Source organism: Paenibacillus sp. FSL M8-0142 (assembly GCF_038597315.1).
GTDB lineage: Bacteria > Bacillota > Bacilli > Paenibacillales > Paenibacillaceae > Paenibacillus_AQ > Paenibacillus_AQ lactis.
In genome coordinates, this window is the sequence record NZ_CP152008.1 from 4,365,881 (window position 1) to 4,382,744 (window position 16,864).

16 protein-coding genes are annotated in these 16,864 nt (G+C 56.1%); 1 reads left to right on the forward strand and 15 read right to left on the reverse strand.

Going from position 1 to position 16,864, the window contains the following annotated elements; translation table 11 throughout:
• Window positions 1–40: 40 nt before the first annotated feature.
• Window positions 41–1,828, reverse strand: a complete 1,788-nt coding sequence (locus tag NSQ46_RS20185) for a DAK2 domain-containing protein (RefSeq protein WP_040738474.1) — start codon at window positions 1,826–1,828, stop codon at window positions 41–43.
• Window positions 1,829–2,196: 368 nt separating this feature from the next.
• On the opposite strand from NSQ46_RS20185, the gene rpmB reads away from it, so the two are divergent.
• On the forward strand, window positions 2,197–2,385 hold the full coding sequence (gene rpmB / locus NSQ46_RS20190) for a 50S ribosomal protein L28 (protein ID WP_007129659.1): 189 nt from the start codon (window positions 2,197–2,199) through the stop codon (window positions 2,383–2,385).
• A 532-nt stretch (window positions 2,386–2,917) separates the two neighbouring features.
• Here rpmB and spoVM read toward each other — a convergent pair.
• From spoVM to NSQ46_RS20260, 14 genes are all read right to left on the reverse strand, one after another.
• Window positions 2,918–2,998, reverse strand: coding sequence for a stage V sporulation protein SpoVM (gene spoVM / locus NSQ46_RS20195; protein WP_034273235.1), 81 nt, complete (start codon window positions 2,996–2,998; stop codon window positions 2,918–2,920).
• 161 nt (window positions 2,999–3,159) lie between these two features.
• A complete protein-coding gene (gene rpe / locus NSQ46_RS20200; RefSeq protein ID WP_007129658.1) occupies window positions 3,160–3,819 on the reverse strand; it encodes a ribulose-phosphate 3-epimerase in 660 nt (219 codons plus the stop codon).
• A 5-nt stretch (window positions 3,820–3,824) separates the two neighbouring features.
• Entirely contained in the window at window positions 3,825–4,733 is a 909-nt protein-coding gene (gene rsgA / locus NSQ46_RS20205; protein WP_007129657.1) for a ribosome small subunit-dependent GTPase A, read from the reverse strand.
• A 97-nt stretch (window positions 4,734–4,830) separates the two neighbouring features.
• The gene (gene pknB, locus NSQ46_RS20210; RefSeq protein ID WP_342574490.1) at window positions 4,831–6,984 is read right to left on the reverse strand and encodes a Stk1 family PASTA domain-containing Ser/Thr kinase; all 2,154 of its coding nucleotides are present in this window, start codon (window positions 6,982–6,984) and stop codon (window positions 4,831–4,833) included.
• A complete protein-coding gene (locus NSQ46_RS20215) occupies window positions 6,981–7,757 on the reverse strand; it encodes a Stp1/IreP family PP2C-type Ser/Thr phosphatase (protein WP_007129655.1) in 777 nt (258 codons plus the stop codon). The genes pknB and NSQ46_RS20215 overlap by 4 nt, the downstream gene beginning before the upstream one ends.
• A gap of 6 nt (window positions 7,758–7,763) precedes the next feature.
• Complete coding sequence (gene rlmN / locus NSQ46_RS20220) at window positions 7,764–8,804, reverse strand: 23S rRNA (adenine(2503)-C(2))-methyltransferase RlmN (RefSeq protein WP_007129654.1); 1,041 nt, start codon at window positions 8,802–8,804, stop codon at window positions 7,764–7,766.
• A 158-nt stretch (window positions 8,805–8,962) separates the two neighbouring features.
• The gene (gene rsmB / locus NSQ46_RS20225) at window positions 8,963–10,279 is read right to left on the reverse strand and encodes a 16S rRNA (cytosine(967)-C(5))-methyltransferase RsmB (protein ID WP_244869300.1); all 1,317 of its coding nucleotides are present in this window, start codon (window positions 10,277–10,279) and stop codon (window positions 8,963–8,965) included.
• Between the two features lie 44 nt (window positions 10,280–10,323).
• Window positions 10,324–11,265, reverse strand: coding sequence for a methionyl-tRNA formyltransferase (gene fmt / locus NSQ46_RS20230; RefSeq protein ID WP_342574493.1), 942 nt, complete (start codon window positions 11,263–11,265; stop codon window positions 10,324–10,326).
• Window positions 11,262–11,756: a peptide deformylase gene (gene def, locus NSQ46_RS20235; RefSeq protein ID WP_213617033.1), complete on the reverse strand. Its 495-nt coding sequence runs from the start codon at window positions 11,754–11,756 to the stop codon at window positions 11,262–11,264. Before def ends, fmt begins: the two co-directional genes overlap by 4 nt.
• Before the next feature lie 43 nt (window positions 11,757–11,799).
• Complete coding sequence (gene priA / locus NSQ46_RS20240) at window positions 11,800–14,328, reverse strand: primosomal protein N' (RefSeq protein WP_342574494.1); 2,529 nt, start codon at window positions 14,326–14,328, stop codon at window positions 11,800–11,802.
• Window positions 14,328–15,611, reverse strand: coding sequence for a bifunctional phosphopantothenoylcysteine decarboxylase/phosphopantothenate--cysteine ligase CoaBC (gene coaBC / locus NSQ46_RS20245; RefSeq protein ID WP_007129649.1), 1,284 nt, complete (start codon window positions 15,609–15,611; stop codon window positions 14,328–14,330). The genes priA and coaBC overlap by 1 nt, the downstream gene beginning before the upstream one ends.
• Before the next feature lie 126 nt (window positions 15,612–15,737).
• On the reverse strand, window positions 15,738–15,938 hold the full coding sequence (rpoZ, locus tag NSQ46_RS20250; RefSeq protein ID WP_007129648.1) for a DNA-directed RNA polymerase subunit omega: 201 nt from the start codon (window positions 15,936–15,938) through the stop codon (window positions 15,738–15,740).
• Window positions 15,939–15,998: 60 nt separating this feature from the next.
• A complete protein-coding gene (gmk, locus tag NSQ46_RS20255; RefSeq protein ID WP_007129647.1) occupies window positions 15,999–16,571 on the reverse strand; it encodes a guanylate kinase in 573 nt (190 codons plus the stop codon).
• 13 nt (window positions 16,572–16,584) lie between these two features.
• The gene (locus NSQ46_RS20260) at window positions 16,585–16,845 is read right to left on the reverse strand and encodes a DUF370 domain-containing protein (protein WP_006209218.1); all 261 of its coding nucleotides are present in this window, start codon (window positions 16,843–16,845) and stop codon (window positions 16,585–16,587) included.
• Between the last annotated feature and the right edge of the window lie 19 nt (window positions 16,846–16,864).

Sequence of the window (16,864 nt, forward strand, 5' to 3'; positions counted from 1 at the left end):
CCTCCTAAAAAATACCTTCATATTAACACCGGTTAATTGATCAAGATTCTACGGAGAACAGATAGGCATAGATCGGCTGTCCGCCGTAATGCACCTCGACCTCCGCATCCGGATACTGCTCTTCAAGCCAGCTCGTCAATGCGTTCGTTGATTCCTCCGACGCGTCCGCTCCCGTAAGCAGCGTGACGATCTCGTCTCCGGATTGAAGCATCTTGCCAAGCAACTCCTGGGACGTCGTAATCAGATCAGGGGTCGCTGCCACAATGCTGGAGTTGCGGATTCCGATGAACTGTCCCGCCTTAATCTCCAAATCGTCGATCGTCGTGTCGCGTACCGCATAAGTCACCTGCCCGGATTGCACACGGGAAATCGCATCCAGCATGTTGTCCGTGTTCACGTCCGTGCTCTCATCCTCTTGGAAAGCAAACGCGGCCGCAATCCCCTGCGGAATCGTCTTGCTTGGAATAACCGTCACTTGACGCTCGCCCTCCAGCAGCTCTCGAGCCTGCTGGGCAGCCAGCACGATATTGGAATTGTTCGGCAAAATATAGATTTGCTGTGCCGAGATCGAGGAGATCGCGTTCACGAAATCCTCCGTGCTCGGATTCATCGTCTGTCCGCCGGACAGCACGACGTCAACGCCCAAGCTCTTGAAGATGTCCGAAATGCCGTCCCCCGAGGATACGGCAATGAATCCGTACGGCGCAATCTCATCCGCCGGCGGCACGGCCGGAGCTTCCGGAGTCTTCGGCTCGGCCGGGATATCGGCAAACAGCTCCGGCATCGGCGCGATATCCATGCCGGTCGTCAGCAGCTCGCGATGCTGCTCACGCATGTTCAAAATATGAATCTGGGTGATCTCGCCATAAAGCAGTGCCAAATTCAGCACATCACCTGGAGCTTTGGAGTGAACATGAACCTTAATCGTTTCGTCATCGGAGATGACGATGATCGAATCCCCATTAACAGCAAGCGCTTTCCGGAACTGATCCTCATCAAATTCGGCACGTGCTCCATCACCAAGCTGACGATTGATGAAAAATTCCATATCATACAAGAACTCGATATCTTCCGTCGACAACTGGGATTGAGCGGATGACGGAGGTGCGGTAACCGTCTGCAGGCTCGGAGCCGGGGTGCTGATAGGCTCAGCCTTGGCTGCGACCGTTGCGGCTTGTCCCCCTGCGGCAGCGAACGTGCCGGGTGCATCCTCTCTACGGAGCGCTTCCAAGAATCCTTCATAAATATACACAAGACCCTGTCCGCCCGAATCTACGACGCCGACCTGCTTCAGCACCGGAAGCATTTCCGGAGTTTGCGACAACGTCTCTTTCGCCTTAGCCAGCACTTGCTCCATCAGCTCGATGATGTCGCTGCTGCGGCGGGAATAATAGACGGCATGCTTGGCCGCTTCCTTGGCAACGGTAAGGATCGTTCCTTCAACGGGTTTGACTACGGCTTTATAGGCAGCTTCGACCCCGGTCTGTAATGCAGCCGCGAACTGATGCGCGTTCAGCTCTGTATAAGGCGCCGCATACCGGCTGAAGCCGCGAAATAACTGGGACAGAATAACCCCCGAATTCCCCCGCGCGCCCATTAGAAGCCCCTTGGACAGTACACCGGCGCTGTGTCCGACGGATTCCGAGTGCTTGCTCTTTAATTCGGCAACCCCAGCGGTCATGGTCAAATTCATGTTCGTTCCCGTGTCGCCGTCCGGCACCGGAAACACGTTCAGCGAGTTGACATGTTCCGCATGCTGCTGCAGCTGCTCCGCTCCGGCTAGGACCATCGCGGTAAATTCTGTTCCATTCAAAGAACGCTTACTCAATGAGAATTCCCCTTCCTGGCTTGATACCCTTTAAACCTTCTTACGAAAACTGTTATCTCTATTTGATAGCTAATAGCCGACGAAATGCCCAAAGCGATAAATAATAGACTTTCTATGATTAAACCGATCGCAACATGCTGATGGGCTGATCTCGTCTCCTCTCGTCTCGGGCAGTCTCCAGATGCTTACGGAGTCATGCCGACCAGCCCACAATACACTGTCTTTCGAATATTATGGACTAATCAACATTGTACTATAAGAAGAAAGAGAAATAAATGTTTTTAGGGCAGTTGACGCGGCAATTTTTACTGTGATATTATATTTAAGTATTGTTTCATGCAGGGTTTAGGAACAAGGAGGTGTAATTGATGGCTCGCAAATGTTATGTAACTGGCAAGAAACCAAGCAGCGGTAACCATGTTTCCCATGCTAATAACCACAACAAGCGTACTTGGGGCGTTAACGTTCAGAAGGTTCGCATCCTCGTGGATGGCAAGCCTAAGCGTGTATACGTCAGCACTCGCGCATTGAAATCCGGTAAAGTGACTCGCGTATAATCATCTCATGTTATATGAAGAAAAACTTCTGTAATCTCCAAGGCGCTCCAAAGATATGGGCGGCATCGGGACAAGGAAGTTTTTCTTGCGTTTACGATACATATATCCTCCTAAACAAAAAGCACCTTCAACGGATCGCAGGTGCTTTTTTTAGTGGGAGAAAGCAGCTCCTCCCCGTCTGTATCGCGAAATCCCCGTTAGCAAGCCTTCAGCGGCAAAGATAAGCGAATGCCCTTAATGCCGGGTCTTCCGAAAGATATGCATTCTGTTCTGTATGCAAGAAAAACTTCCGGTTTAGGTACGGGCTCCATATGGCGTTCATTATGTCCTGGGCCTCTTTAACCGCGCATAAGAAGCTAAGGCCGGCCCGCTGCCAAGCCTGCACTCCTTTGCGCCGCGCAAGAACAGCCCCTTAAGCTGCAGTATGTCTTGTTCGCTCGGGCACTTCCATCGGTTTGCATCCTGCCTGTTCCCCTACCGGCATGGCGCGGCCGTCCCGGGCGGAGGTTTTGTGTTACGCCGGGACAAGCTGTCAGCTCTTGTGAAACGTGTTGAGAATCGCCTTCACAAAACCTCCCAGAAACTTCGGCAGCTTGAACGTATAGAATTTCATGTCTCACCCTCCCCATCATTCTCATGCCTTCCTAGACTATGTTATGCACCAAGCCCATAGATGTGAACACAGACAAAAAAGGCTACATGAGAACCCAGCTCATGTAACCATATTTATGCGGAAATTCTCCGCCCTATGACATTCGGACTGCCGCTTCCGGATTAAGATGTTGCGCTGTTCCGGATTCGGGCAATCGCCTCGGCCCGGTCGGCCTTGCCGAATACCGCGCTTCCCGCCACCAGCACATCCGCACCCGCGCCCGCTACCAGCGGCGCCGTCTCCGCCGTGATGCCGCCGTCCACTTCGATATGAAGGGAAGACAGGCCGAGTTCATTGGCGCGTGCCCGCAGCTGCGAGATTTTGCCTACCGTCCGTTCGATAAAGGCTTGTCCGCCAAAGCCCGGATTGACGGTCATGACCAGCACGAGGTCGAGATCCGGAAGAATTTCCTCCAGAACATGCGCCGGTGTGGCCGGGTTAATGGCAACCCCAGCTTTTACCCCCTGCTCCTTGATTAGGTGAACGACGCGGTGAAGATGCGGACAGGCTTCGGCATGAACCGTGATCAAATCCGCTCCGGCCTTGGCAAAATCGGCAACGTAGCGCTCCGGCTGCTCAATCATCAAATGCACGTCGAGCGTCAGCGTCGTATGCGGCCGGATCGCCTGAACGATCGGTGGCCCGAGCGTAATATTGGGAACAAAATGGCCGTCCATGACGTCCACATGAATCCAGTCCGCTCCGGCTGCCTCCGCCTCCCTGATTTCGGACCCTAGCTTGGCAAAATCGGCCGACAATATCGATGGCGCTATTTTAATCATATCGCTTAATACCTCCGCTTCTTGTCTTTCATCTCCGTAAAAAACTCCACATAGTGCTCGTAGCGGCCGGCTTGGATGGTTCCATCCTCTACGGCCTGGATCACCCGGCAGCCTGGCTCATGCAGATGGCTGCAGCCTCTGAATTTGCATTCCGCCGCATGCGGAGCGAATTCCCGGAAGCAGCTGGACAGTTCCTCGACGCCAAGCTCCAGAAAGTCCAGCTGACTAAAGCCCGGCGTATCCGCTACATACCCGCCGTTATCCAGCTCGATCAGTTCGACGTGCCGCGTCGTATGGCGGCCGCGCCCGAGGCGCAGGCTGATTTCGCTCGTTTCCAGCGCCAGCCCCGGCATCAGGGCATTGAGCAAAGTCGACTTGCCGACCCCGGATTGCCCCGAGAACACGCTGATCTCGCCTGCCAGGCGATCCTTCACCTGCTGGACGCCAATGCCTTGGAGCGAGCTGGTGATCATCACCTCGTAGCCGATCTCTTCGTACATCCGCTTCACCTTTTCCGCGGATTCGTCCGAAGCGTCCGTCAGATCCTGCTTGGTCAGAACGATGACGGCGTCAAGCCCCGCATGCTCAATATGCACGAGGAACTTGTCCAGCAGGAGCAGGTTCAGATCCGGCTCCTTAACCGAAAACAAGAGCACCGCCAAGTCGACATTAGCGACAGGCGGGCGAATTAATTCGGAAGACCGTGGAAGAATTTCATCCACGGTCCCCTCTCCATTCTCAGTCAATGAATACATGACGCGGTCTCCAACGAGCGGAGAGATGCCTCTCTTTTTGAAAATGCCGCGGGCTCTGCATTGAACCGCTTGGTCCTCCCCGGATATCAACTGGTTATCTCGCAATGGTTTCACATAGTAATATCCGCTTAGTGCCTTCACGATCAGTCCCTCGAGCATAAAATAGGCCTCACCTTTCTTGTTGAAATTTGGATGTATTTCATTTGGTTTTCACGATGGTATATTCCAGACCGGCTGCTATCGAATAACCGTTTGATCATTCATTGCCCTTGCCCCGGCCATGACCATTTCCATTGCCGTTGCCCGGCTCCCACTCGTAAGCGGAATCGTCTTCCGCGTCCGAGCCTTCCTCACCGCCATCGGTTCCTTCGGTGCCTTCATCCGGATTCGTATCAACCTGCATATCCGGCGGTAAAGGCGGCTGTTCCATCGTCGGCTGCGGCACGGTTCCGTTCTTGACGTCGCTGTAGCTGACGCTGTACGTTTCCACCTGACGGCCATCCCGGAAAATTTGGACGGTTGCGTGCTTATCCGGTGCGAGCAGCAGCTTCACCGATACCCATTCCGAGGTCGTAATCGTTTTGTTTACGGCCTCTTGGTTGTCGCCCAGCGCGTCCGAGAACACGATGCGAATTTTGCTCTCTTGCCCTTCGTAAGCCGGAGAAATCGGAACGCTGTAATTGTATTCCAGCGCCTCGGGCGGATAGCCGGAGCTGACGAAAAATGTAATTTTCTCCCCAGGGGCGACTTCTGCGTTCGCCTCGTAAGGCCACTGCTCCATCACGATGCCCTGTTTGACTTCGAAGCTCGGTTTTTGCTTGACCGCATCAACGACCAGGCCCCGCGATTCGATCGCATCTCTGGCCTGCTCTTCGGTCATGCCGACGAGAGCCGGCATCTTGACAAATTTTTTGCCTTTGCTGACGACCAGACTGACTGCGGCCTTATCAGGATCGAGGTCCGTATCGGGAGATGGATTTTGGCTGATGATCATACCCGCTTCGATCTCGTCATGGTTTTCTTCAGACTTATTTATTGCCTCTGCGGGAATGCCCAACGCGGTCAAAGCCTCGACGGCTTGCTCATACGTTTTCCCGCTCAGGTTCGGCATTTTCTCAAGCGGCTTCGCCGCCCCTACGGACAACTGAATCGGAGAGTCTTTCTTCACCTTCGTGCCCTCCGGCTTACTCTGGTCAAATACTTCGCCTTCCGTAACGTTCGGCTTGTATTCGCGGATCACTTCCGGATCCACCGTCAATCCTTCGCCCTCCAGCGTCCGGATGGCTTCCTCCTCGGTCATGCCAATTACCCCAGGTACAGTAACCTCCGGAACCTCAAGCATGTTGTTCACATACATGACCACACCGGCCATGATTCCCAGGAACAGCAGCACCGAAGCGACGATGACCGTCGGCTTCACCCATTTCTTCTTCGGCTTGCCCGGCGTCCGGTCCTCATCATCATCCTCTTCGTCATCCTCATCCGGCTCATCGTCCGGATGATGGCTGCTGCGCTGCATCGTCTTGAGTGCCGGCATCACCCGCGTGGAATCCTCGTCCTCCTCGAACTCCATCTTCGGCTCGTTCAAGCGGGAAGGCAGAAGGCATGTCTCCAGGTCAGCCATCATTTCTTGAGCGGACTGGTAGCGCTCCTCCGGATTTTTGCGCATCGATTTCAGAATGACGTTCTCCACGCTTTGCGGAATAAGCGGATTGACCTCCCGCGGCTCGTCGAACTCCTCCTGCAGATGCTTCAGCGCAACGCTGATTGGACTCTCGCCGAGAAACGGCAGACGGGCGGTCAGCATTTGATATAACACGATACCTAAGGAATATAAATCCGATTTTTCACCCGTCACGACGCCTTTGGCGTGCTCGGGCGAAAAATAATGCACGGATCCGACAACCGATCCGGTTTGCGTAATCGTCGTCGACGTCACGGCCCGGGCAATCCCGAAATCGGTCACCTTCACCCGTCCGTTCCGTCCGATCAGAATGTTATGCGGCTTGATGTCCCGATGAATAATCTGGTTATGATGGGCATGATCCAGCGCATCACAGATCTGGGTGGCGATCCGCACTGCTTCGTCCACCTGCAGCGGCGCCCGCTCTTTAATGATCTCGTTCAAATTCTGACCTTCGATATATTCCATGACGATATAGTGCACGTCTTCCTCTTGGCCGACATCGTAAATGCTGACCACATTGGAATGGGACAGCGATGCGGCCGATTGCGCCTCGCGCCGGAATCTGCGAATAAATTCCTCGTCATGGACGAACTGCTGGCGCAGCACCTTGATCGCTACATTCCGGTTCAGCAGGATATCCTGAGCCTTGTAGACGAGCGCCATGCCGCCTCCGCCGATGCGTTCTATAATTTTGTAACGACCAGCCAATTCATGCCCGATCATGAATCCCACCCCTTTTTACGTTGCCCGACAACCTCTTCTTGATGCTCAAACATAGCGACTGTAATGTTGTCCTCGCCGCCGGCGAGAAGCGCCAGTTGAAGCAGGCGATCCGCCCGTTCCTCCAGAGGAAGGTCAAGGGAGCCGGAAATTTGACCAATCAGGTCGCGGCTTACCCGGTTGCTGAGTCCATCGCTGCACAGAAGCAGCACTTCGCCGTCCGAAATGGATACCGGCGTAAGCTCAACCGTCACATCCTCATCCGTTCCGAGCGCACGGCTCAGCACATTTTTTCGGGGATGGGTCTCCAGCTGATCTTCGGTGATCTGTCCGCTTTTATACAGCTCGTTCACCAGTGTGTGGTCATCCGTAAGGCGCGTCACTTGCCCGGAAGCAACCTTATAAGCTCTGCTGTCCCCGATGTGCCCGATATAGCCTTCAGAGCCGCTGAGCAGCACCGCTACAATCGTCGTGCCCATATTGTGAAGCCGCTCATCGGACGAAGCCTCTTGATAGATCACTTCGTTGGCATGCAGAATCGCATCCCCGAGGGCGGCACGAATCCCTTCCAAAGGAATCCCCGGCTCGAGGGAGGATAAATCCGCGGCTACCGTATCGACCGCAAGCCGGCTGGCCGTGTCGCCTGCCAAATGGCCTCCCATGCCGTCAGCGACCACACCCAGCGTATAACCGTGCTCCAGCGTGCTCACAAACACAGAATCTTCATTGACAGGACGAACGCGTCCGACATGGCTGACATGAACCGTTCTGATCAAAGCTTCTCACCTCAACTCCATATGCTTGGCCCGGAGCTGTCCGCAAGCGGCAGCGATATCGTGGCCTTGTTCACGACGGATGGTCACATTGACCCCCTTGTCTGCTAACGCACGTTGAAACTTGAAAATGTCATTGCGCGATGTTCGAACGTATTTGCGTTCCGGCACATGGTTGACCGGAATCAGGTTGACGAAGCAGTTCATATCCTTGATGACGTCCGCCAGCTCCTCGGCATGCTCGACCTGGTCGTTCACGCCGCCGATCAGCGCGTACTCAAACGTAATGCGCCGTCCGGTCTTGGCCTGATAGAAGCGCAGCGCTTCAATGACGTCGTCGAACGGGAAGCGGCGGTTAACCGGCATCAGCTTCGAGCGCAGCTTATCGTTCGGCGCATGAATCGAAATCGCCAGATTGATCTGCGTATCCTCTTCGGCGAATTTATAAATGTTCGGCACGATGCCGCTCGTCGACACGGTAATGTGGCGCTGTCCGATGTTCAGTCCTTTCTCGTGAATCATCGTGCGCAAAAACTTCATCGTAGCATCATAGTTCTCGAACGGCTCGCCCGAGCCCATAATCACGATGCTGGAGACGCGCTCGCCCGTCTTGTCCAGAATTTTCTGCGCCTGAACCACCTGGGCGACGATCTCCCCGGACGTCAGGTTCCGCTTCAGGCCGCCCAGCGTCGATGCGCAGAACGTGCAGCCGATCCGGCAGCCCACCTGCGTCGTAACACAAATGCTGTTGCCGTAGTTGTGCTTCATGATGACCGTTTCAATCGCATGATCATCATGAAGGCCGAACAGAAATTTGACCGTGCCGTCCTTCGACTCAAGCTTGGTAATCTCCGTCAAGGTTACAAAGCTGAACGACGCATCCAGCTTCGAGCGAAGCTCCTTGGAGAGATTCGTCATCTCCTCGAAGGAATCGACGCGCTTAACGTACAGCCAATCGTAAATCTGGGAGCCGCGAAACGCGGGCTCGCCTTGCTCCTGGGCCCATGCCTGAAGCTCTTCCAACGAAAAATCGTATATAAAGGGTTTCATTTCACCACACCTGTCTATTTCATTCATATGCAACTCTTTTTTCATTCTTCCTATTTTACCATAAATAAAAGAGACGGTAAAAGAGAAAACCCGCCGGAGAGCACGGCGGGCGAGATACGGCTGCAGGGCCTCTTGCCGGGCTGGCGCGCGGGTTCGTTTTAGCGTCTTCGCAGTCTTGCGATGTAGAAGCCGTCGCTATGATAGTGCTGCGGCAGAATCTGAATGCCGCCGCCGCGGACAAGCGCGTTGTCCTTGAGCCGGGACAGGCTGCCCGTTTCATCGAGCTCGAATTCGGGATGACGGTTCACGAAGGACGTCACCACGCCTTCGTTCTCCTGCGGCTCGATCGTGCAGGTGCTGTAGACCAGCACCCCGCCGGGGCGAAGCAATGCCGAGACGGAATCCAGCAGCCTCGACTGCAGCGCCGCGATCTCGCGGATATCCTCCTCCGTCTTCCCCCATTTCAGGTCGGGCTTCCGGCGGATCACGCCCAGCCCCGAGCACGGGGCATCCAGCAGAATCCGGTCAAAGGAAGCCGGCTCGAACCGGGCGGGGAGCTCAAGCGCATCGCCCGTTACCGTACGGATGCAGTCCAGCCCCAGCCGTGCCGCCTGATCTGCGATCAGCTTGCCTTTGTGGGAATGGATGTCGTTCGCTACAATGGAGCCTTCGTCCTTCATCAATTCCCCCATGTGGGCGCTTTTCCCCCCAGGGGCGGCACAGCAGTCCAGCACCCGCATGCCGGGCTCCGGACCGACCGCTTCGGCGACCAGCATCGAGCTTTCATCCTGGATGGAGATCATGCCTTCACGATACCAGTCGGTCAGGGCCATATTGCCGGCGCCCTTCACGACGATGCCGTACGGGCTAAGGGAGGAGGGGGCGGCCTGCAAGCCGTGGCCCTCCATCTCCTTCAGCATCTCCTCCCGGCTGATCATCGTCGTATTTACTCTGACGCTGACCGCCGGCGGTTCATTGTTGGCCGCGCAGATCGCCTCCGCCGTCTCCCGGCCATATTGGGAAATCCAGCGCTCGACCAGCCACTCCGGGTGCGAATGCTGAAGCGAGATCCGCTTCGCGGCCGGCAGATCGGCAGGGATCGCCAAGCTTTCCTTCTGGCGCAGTATATTTCTGAGCACGCCGTTGACCATCCCGGAGATTCCCTGGTGCCCCCGGCGCTTCGCCAGATTGACCGCTTCGCTCACCACCGCATGATCCGGGATTCGGTCCAGGTAGATAATCTGGTACAGGCTCAGCCGCAGCAAGGCCCTTACCCAAGGCTGGAGCTTGCGGGTGCCTTTATTCACATACTTGTCCAAAAAATAATCCAGCGTGTTCAGCCGGGAAATCGTCCCGTAGATCAGCTCTGTGGCCAGACCCGCATCGCTCTTGGACAGGGCTGCTTTCTGCAAAGCGGTGTTGAGCAGAAGGTTGCTGTACGCTCCCTCCTGCTCAACCTGTGTCAGCACATGCATCACCAGCTCCCGCGGCGACGCCGGACGTCCCTTCGGGCTGCCGCTCACGTCAGCACCGTCCCCGGCGCAAGGCTCGTCCCCCGCGCGAATTGGGCTGCGTCCATCGCCTTCTTGCCGCTTGGCTGCACCGTCAATAGGGTCAACACGCCGTCGCCGGTCTTGACCACAATGCCGTTCTCACTAACTTCCAGTACGGTTCCAGGCTCTCCATCGCCCTTGCCTTGGTCGCCTTTATCCGGCTTGGCGCAGGCCCACACCTTGAACACGTCCCCGTTCCACAGCGTGAAGCCGCCCGAATACGGAACCAGGCCGCGGATTTGATCATAGATTTGACGGGAGGTTTTCGACCAATCGATCTTTTCGTCCTCCCGGGTCAGGTTCGGTGCATAGGTCGCCTTGGACTCGTCCTGCGGCTCGGCCGCAACCTTGCCTTGAACCAAAGTCGGCAGCTGCTCCTTCAGCAGTCTCGCGCCGGCCATGCTCAGCTTGTCGAACATCGTCCCGGCCGTATCTTCATCCTCGATCGGAACCTCGACTTTGGCGATCATATCGCCGGTATCCAGCCCTTCCGCCATGTACATCAGCGTAATGCCCGTAACCTTCTCGCCGTTGATTATGCTGCGCTGAATCGGCGCGCCTCCCCGGTAAGCCGGGAGCAGCGAGCCGTGCACGTTAAGGCAGCCGAGCGGCGGCATATCGAGCACCGATTTCGGCAAAATTTGGCCGTACGCCGCCGTAACGATCAGATCCGGCTTATACTCCGCCAGCTCCGCTACAGCCTCAGGGTTCCGCAAGCGCTGCGGCTGCAGCACCGGGATGCCGTGGCGAAGCGCGGCTTCCTTGACCGGCGTCGGCGTCAGCACCTTTTTGCGGCCTTGGGGACGATCCGGCTGGGTAACGACGGCTGCGACGTTATACCCTTCCTCGATCAGCATCTCAAGGCTCGGTACGGCAAATGCAGGGGTTCCCATAAATACGATATTCATCGGTTTTCCAGCTCTTTTCTCGGCTGCTCCGGCGTATATTCATACACCCGTTCGGCGATATCGGTAAACAACACCCCGTTCAGATGATCAATCTCATGCTGGAACGCGCGAGCCAAAAGCCCGGTTCCGGTCACGACGAGCTCATTGCCTTCCCGGTCCAGTCCTTTGACGGTAACCTTCTCCGCACGGCGCACATCCCCGTTCCAGCCCGGAATGCTGAGGCAGCCTTCAGGACCGAACTGTTCGCCTTCGCTCTCGATGATTTCCGGGTTGATCATCTTGATCAATCCGTGCTCATCGCCTGCGTCCACAACGATCAGCCGTTTCAGAATGCCGACCTGGGGAGCTGCCAAGCCGACGCCGTCCGCGTCATACATCGTATCGGCCATGTCGTCCAGCAGCTTCTGAACGTTCGGCGTAATTTTCGTAACTTCCTTTGCTTTTTTATGAAGAACCTCATCCGGTTCCTTTACGATCAAGCGAATTGCCATCTCAACGACACCATCCTTGTGCTTTTCATCAGTATATGCGGGTTTACATTAACATTTGCGGATCGACATCAATGCTGATCTGAAGCGTACTGTCCCGAGCCGAGTCCTGAAGCTGCTCGGCCACGGACCGCGTCAGCGAGACGGCGTCCATCGTTCCCCGCCATTTTATCATACATTGAAATCGGTATCTATTTTTAAGCCTTGGGATCGGCGAAGCCACCGGTCCGAGAATGTCGAGCGCGCTTGCGTCGAAGCGGTCCAGGCTCCCGAACCACCCGCGCCGGTCGGCTTCGGCCTTGATCCCCGCGGCAAAATTTTCAGCCATGCGCACGAGCAGCGGCAGCTGCTCATGGGACAGCGTCACCAGAATAAGCCTGCAGTAAGGCGGATAATGAAGCGCTTTGCGGTGCTTCAGCTCGTCCTTGACGAAGGATAAATAATCATGACCGCTTGCATGAACGATCGAATAATGCTCCGGCGTGTAGGACTGTATGACCACCTCGCCCGGCAGCTGATGCCGACCCGCGCGTCCGGCAACCTGCGTAAGCAGCTGGAACGTTTTCTCCGCCGCCCGGAAATCGGGCAGATTCAGCGCGGAATCGGCGGTTATGACGCCAACCAGCGTCACATCGGGAAAATCGAGCCCCTTTGCTACCATTTGGGTGCCAAGCAGCACGTCGGCTTTCTTCTCCCTAAACTGCTTCAGCAGCTTCTCGTGCGAGCCTTTCTCGGTCGTTGTGTCCACGTCCATGCGGATAACGCGAATGCCGGGAAAGAGCTTAGCCAGCTCTTCCTCCACGCGCTGCGTGCCCGTTCCGAAGTAGCGGATATGCTCGCTGCCGCAATCCGGGCACACTTCCGGCGTCTTGGCGGCATATCCGCAGTAATGACACCGCAGATTGTTCGATTTCTGGTGATACGTCAGCGAGATGTCGCACTCCGGACATCCCGCCACATAACCGCAGCTCCGGCACATCACGAAGGTGGAGTATCCCCGCCGGTTCAGGAGCAGCACCGTCTGCTCTCCCCGTTCAAGCCGACCGGCAATCGCCTCGTGCAGCGGCCGGCTGAACATGGAGCGATTGCCTTCGCGAAGCTCTTCGCGCATGTCGATCACGCGGACCGCCGGCAGCTTGTTCCCGAGCGCCCGGGCCCGCATTTCCAGCAGAACCGGGGCAAATTCATCCTGCGCCTGCGATCTCGCCGCATGATAGCTCTCCAGCGAAGGCGTCGCCGAGCCCAGAATGACGGCGGCGCCGGTGCGACGGGCCCTGTGGATCGCCACGTCTCTCGCATGGTATTTCGGCGTTTCCTCCTGTTTATAGGAAGTTTCGTGCTCCTCGTCCATGATGATGAGTCCGAGATTATCGAACGGAGCAAACACCGCGGATCTTGCCCCGACCACGACCGAAGCCCGGCCTTCCCGGATTTTGCGCCACTCGTCGTAGCGCTCCCCGTCCGAGAGGCGGCTGTGCATGACGGCTACGCGGTCTCCGAAGCGCCCCTTGAAGCGCTCGACCATCTGCGGCGTCAACGAAATTTCAGGCACCAGGACGATCGCCTGGCGCCCCTGATCGAGGCATCTGGCAATCGTCTGAAGGTAGATTTCCGTCTTGCCGCTGCCGGTTACCCCGTGCAGCAGGAACACGCCGTGCGCACGCTCATCCAGCGTACGAACAATTCTGTCGTAAACATGCTGCTGCTCGGGCGTCAGCGCCAGCGGCTCGCTCGGCTTGAAATTCCGTCCCCGGTAAGGGTCGCGGAACACCTCCACATCCTCCAGCGTGACCCAGCCCTTATCGGCAAGCGACTTGACCGTCCCCGCCGTAACGCCAAGCGTCTGCAGCAGGTCTTTCAGCGGGAGCGGCAGGAAGGGCTCCATTTCAAGCAAATGCTGCAGAATCTCCTTCTGCCTCCGAGCCTTTGCCGGAAACGAAGCCAGGATCCCTTCCGCCTCCTCTGCCGTAACGGCAAGACCAACCGCCTTCAATGTTTTCTTCTGCAATTTATCTTTAATCTGCTGATGCTCGCTCAGCCTTCCGCGTTCAATCAGCCCCTTGATAGCTTGGGCGGCATCCGGGAACGCGCGGGTGAGCTGCTGCAGAGACACTTCGCCCCGCTGGGATACAAAAGCGATCAGCTGCTGCTCCAGCTCACTCTCCGGCAGCAGCGCAAACAGGCTGTCCGGCTGCTCGGCTTCCAGCCCGCTGCCGTCCCCAAGCGAGATATACCTTTCCGCTTTCCCCTTCAGTGCCGTCGGGAGCATGGATTGCAGCGCCGTAATCAGCCGGCAGGCGTAGCGCTCCTTCATCCATTCGCCAAGCTCGATCAGCTCTGGCGACAGGGGCGGCATAACGTCCAATATTTCCTGGATCGGCTTCATCTTCGACGTCTCCATTTCCGGACGCGGATGAAGGGATACGACGAAGCCCTGCAGCGTCCGGTGGCCGAATGGGACGCCGACCCTGCTGCCGACCTCGATCCATGGACGGAGCCGCTCCGGAATCAAATAGTCGAATGGACGGTCCGTATCCTTGGACGGCACGTCCACAATAACCCGTGCCATTTCCATTAAGAAAACCTCCCGGACAGCCGCTCGGCCGCCAGCGTCAGCAGCCGCCGGCCCACTTCCTCCTTGGACATGAGCGGAAGCCGCTCGACGAGCCCCTCTGCGTCATAAATCTGGACGAGGTTGGTGTCCGTGCCGAATCCCGCGCCCGCTGCCGTGACGTCATTGGCTACGAGCAAATCGCAATTTTTCCGCTTCAGCTTCTCTCTGGCATACTGCTCTACGGAGTCGGTTTCGGCTGCAAAGCCGATCAGGAATTGGGTCGTCTTTCGGCGTCCCAAATTCTCCAAAATATCCGTTGTCTTCACCAGCTCCAGCGTCATCGTATCGCCGCGCTTCTTGATTTTGGACGAAGCCGCCTCCCGTGGACGGTAATCGGCAACGGCCGCCGCCTTTACCACGATATCGCTGTCAGGAAACGCGCGCAGCACCGCCTGGTACATATCCTCCGCGGATTCCACCCTTTCCGTCTCGATCCCTTCGGGCGGCGCCTCGTCGGTATGAGCAGCGATCAAATGGACCTCGGCTCCAAGCTCTTTCGCGGCTTTGGCAATCGCAAATCCCATTTTGCCGGAAGAATCATTCGTAATATATCGGACCGGATCAATCCGCTCGATCGTGCCGCCCGCCGTAACGACGACTTTCTTGCCGCTCAGCAAGCCATGCGATCCGTTCGCTGCATGGTCGGCTGAAGACCCGGGCATTCCGTCAACCCTTAAGGATGGGCCGCCCTGCTTGTCCTGTTCTTGGAAAAAACGCTCCACGACCTCCACGATCGTATCCGGCTCCTCCATCCTTCCCTTGCCGACATAGCCGCAAGCCAGAAGCCCTTCGCCCGGCTCGATCATGCCAACGCCGCGTGAAGCCAGCGTCTCCAAATTTGCCATAACCGCCGGATGCGTATACATATGGACGTTCATCGCCGGCGAGATCATGACAGGCGCCGTCGTGGCGAGCAGCGTCGTTGTCAGCATATCGTCCGCCAGGCCGTGGGCCATCTTGCCGATCACGTTGGCCGTCGCTGGCGCAACGAGGAAGAGGTCCGCCATATCGGCGAGATGGATATGCGAAACGACCGAAGGATCCCTCTCGTCGAAGGTATCGGAATATACCGGGTTTTTGGTCAGGGATTGGAGCGTCAATTCCGTAATGAACTGCTTCGCGGACTCCGTCATTATGACATGCACGTCCGCTCCCCTCTGAACAAGCCGGCTGCACAGCGTGGCCGCTTTATAAGCGGCAATGCCGCCGGTTACGCCAAGGACGATGACTTTCCCGTTCAACATGACAATTCCCCCGCTTTCGATTGGTCTGAAGGTACCCTATCATCACTCCCGCAAAAAAATAACAACCTTTCGGTTGTCACATTTTTTTGCGCGAACGCATTCCTATTCAGATGTAGGAGAAGCCGTTTAAGCTTCTTCCCGTTCAATCTTCACATAATCGCCGTAGATTTCCTCAAGCGCAACGCCTACGAATTTATGTGATTTCGGATTTTGGAGTTCGCTCGGTTGACCCTCGCGGAGCTGACGTGCACGGCGGGAAGCCGCAACAACGAGCGAGTACTTGCTGTCGACTTTGTTCATCATTTCATCAATGGATGGGTATAACATAGCTCTAACACCTCTTCTTTCTATACTAGAAATCTCGCAGCCGATATGGGCTGGCAAGATTTATTTTCTCACTTTACAATGCTCGGCTATAATAATAGCTTCTATTCTCTCGCATGCGAGATTAATCTCGTCATTTACGACCGCATAGTCATAATGCTGAAGCAAATTGATCTCATCGACGGCAACGGACATGCGGTGCTCGATGGTTGCCTGGTTTTCCGTGCCTCGGCCCTGAATTCGGTCCTTCAGCTCCTCAAGCGACGGCGGCATCAGGAACACAAAGATTCCGTCCGGAAATTTCTCCTTCACCTTCAGAGCGCCCTGGACCTCAATCTCCAGGATGATGTCTTTGCCCTGGGCGAGCGTCTCCTCCACGAAATCCCGCGGAGTACCATAGTAGTTCCCGACATATTCCGCATACTCCAGAAGCTGATCGTTCTCAATCATCTCCATGAACTGCTCGCGGGTTTTGAAAAAATAGTTTACGCCGTTTACCTCGCCGAGGCGAGGCGAACGTGTCGTGGCCGACACGGAATAGACCAATTCCGGAACACGGCTCCGAAGAGCGGTGCAGACGGTTCCCTTCCCTACCCCGGATGGACCGGATAATACAATCAATAATCCTCTAGACATAGTACTCCTCATCTTATTCGTCGTTGTCGTCATCTTTGCTGGATAGACGGTGCGCCACGGTTTCTGGCTGCACGGCCGATAAAATCACGTGGTCGCTGTCGGTAATAATAACAGCCCGCGTTCTTCGGCCGTATGTAGCGTCAATCAGCATATGACGGTCCCGTGCTTCTTGGATAATTCTCTTGATCGGCGCCGATTCAGGGCTCACGATCGAAATGATCCGATTGGCCGATACGATGTTTCCGAAGCCAATATTAATAAGTTTGATTGCCATAGTGCGACTGCTCCCCCTA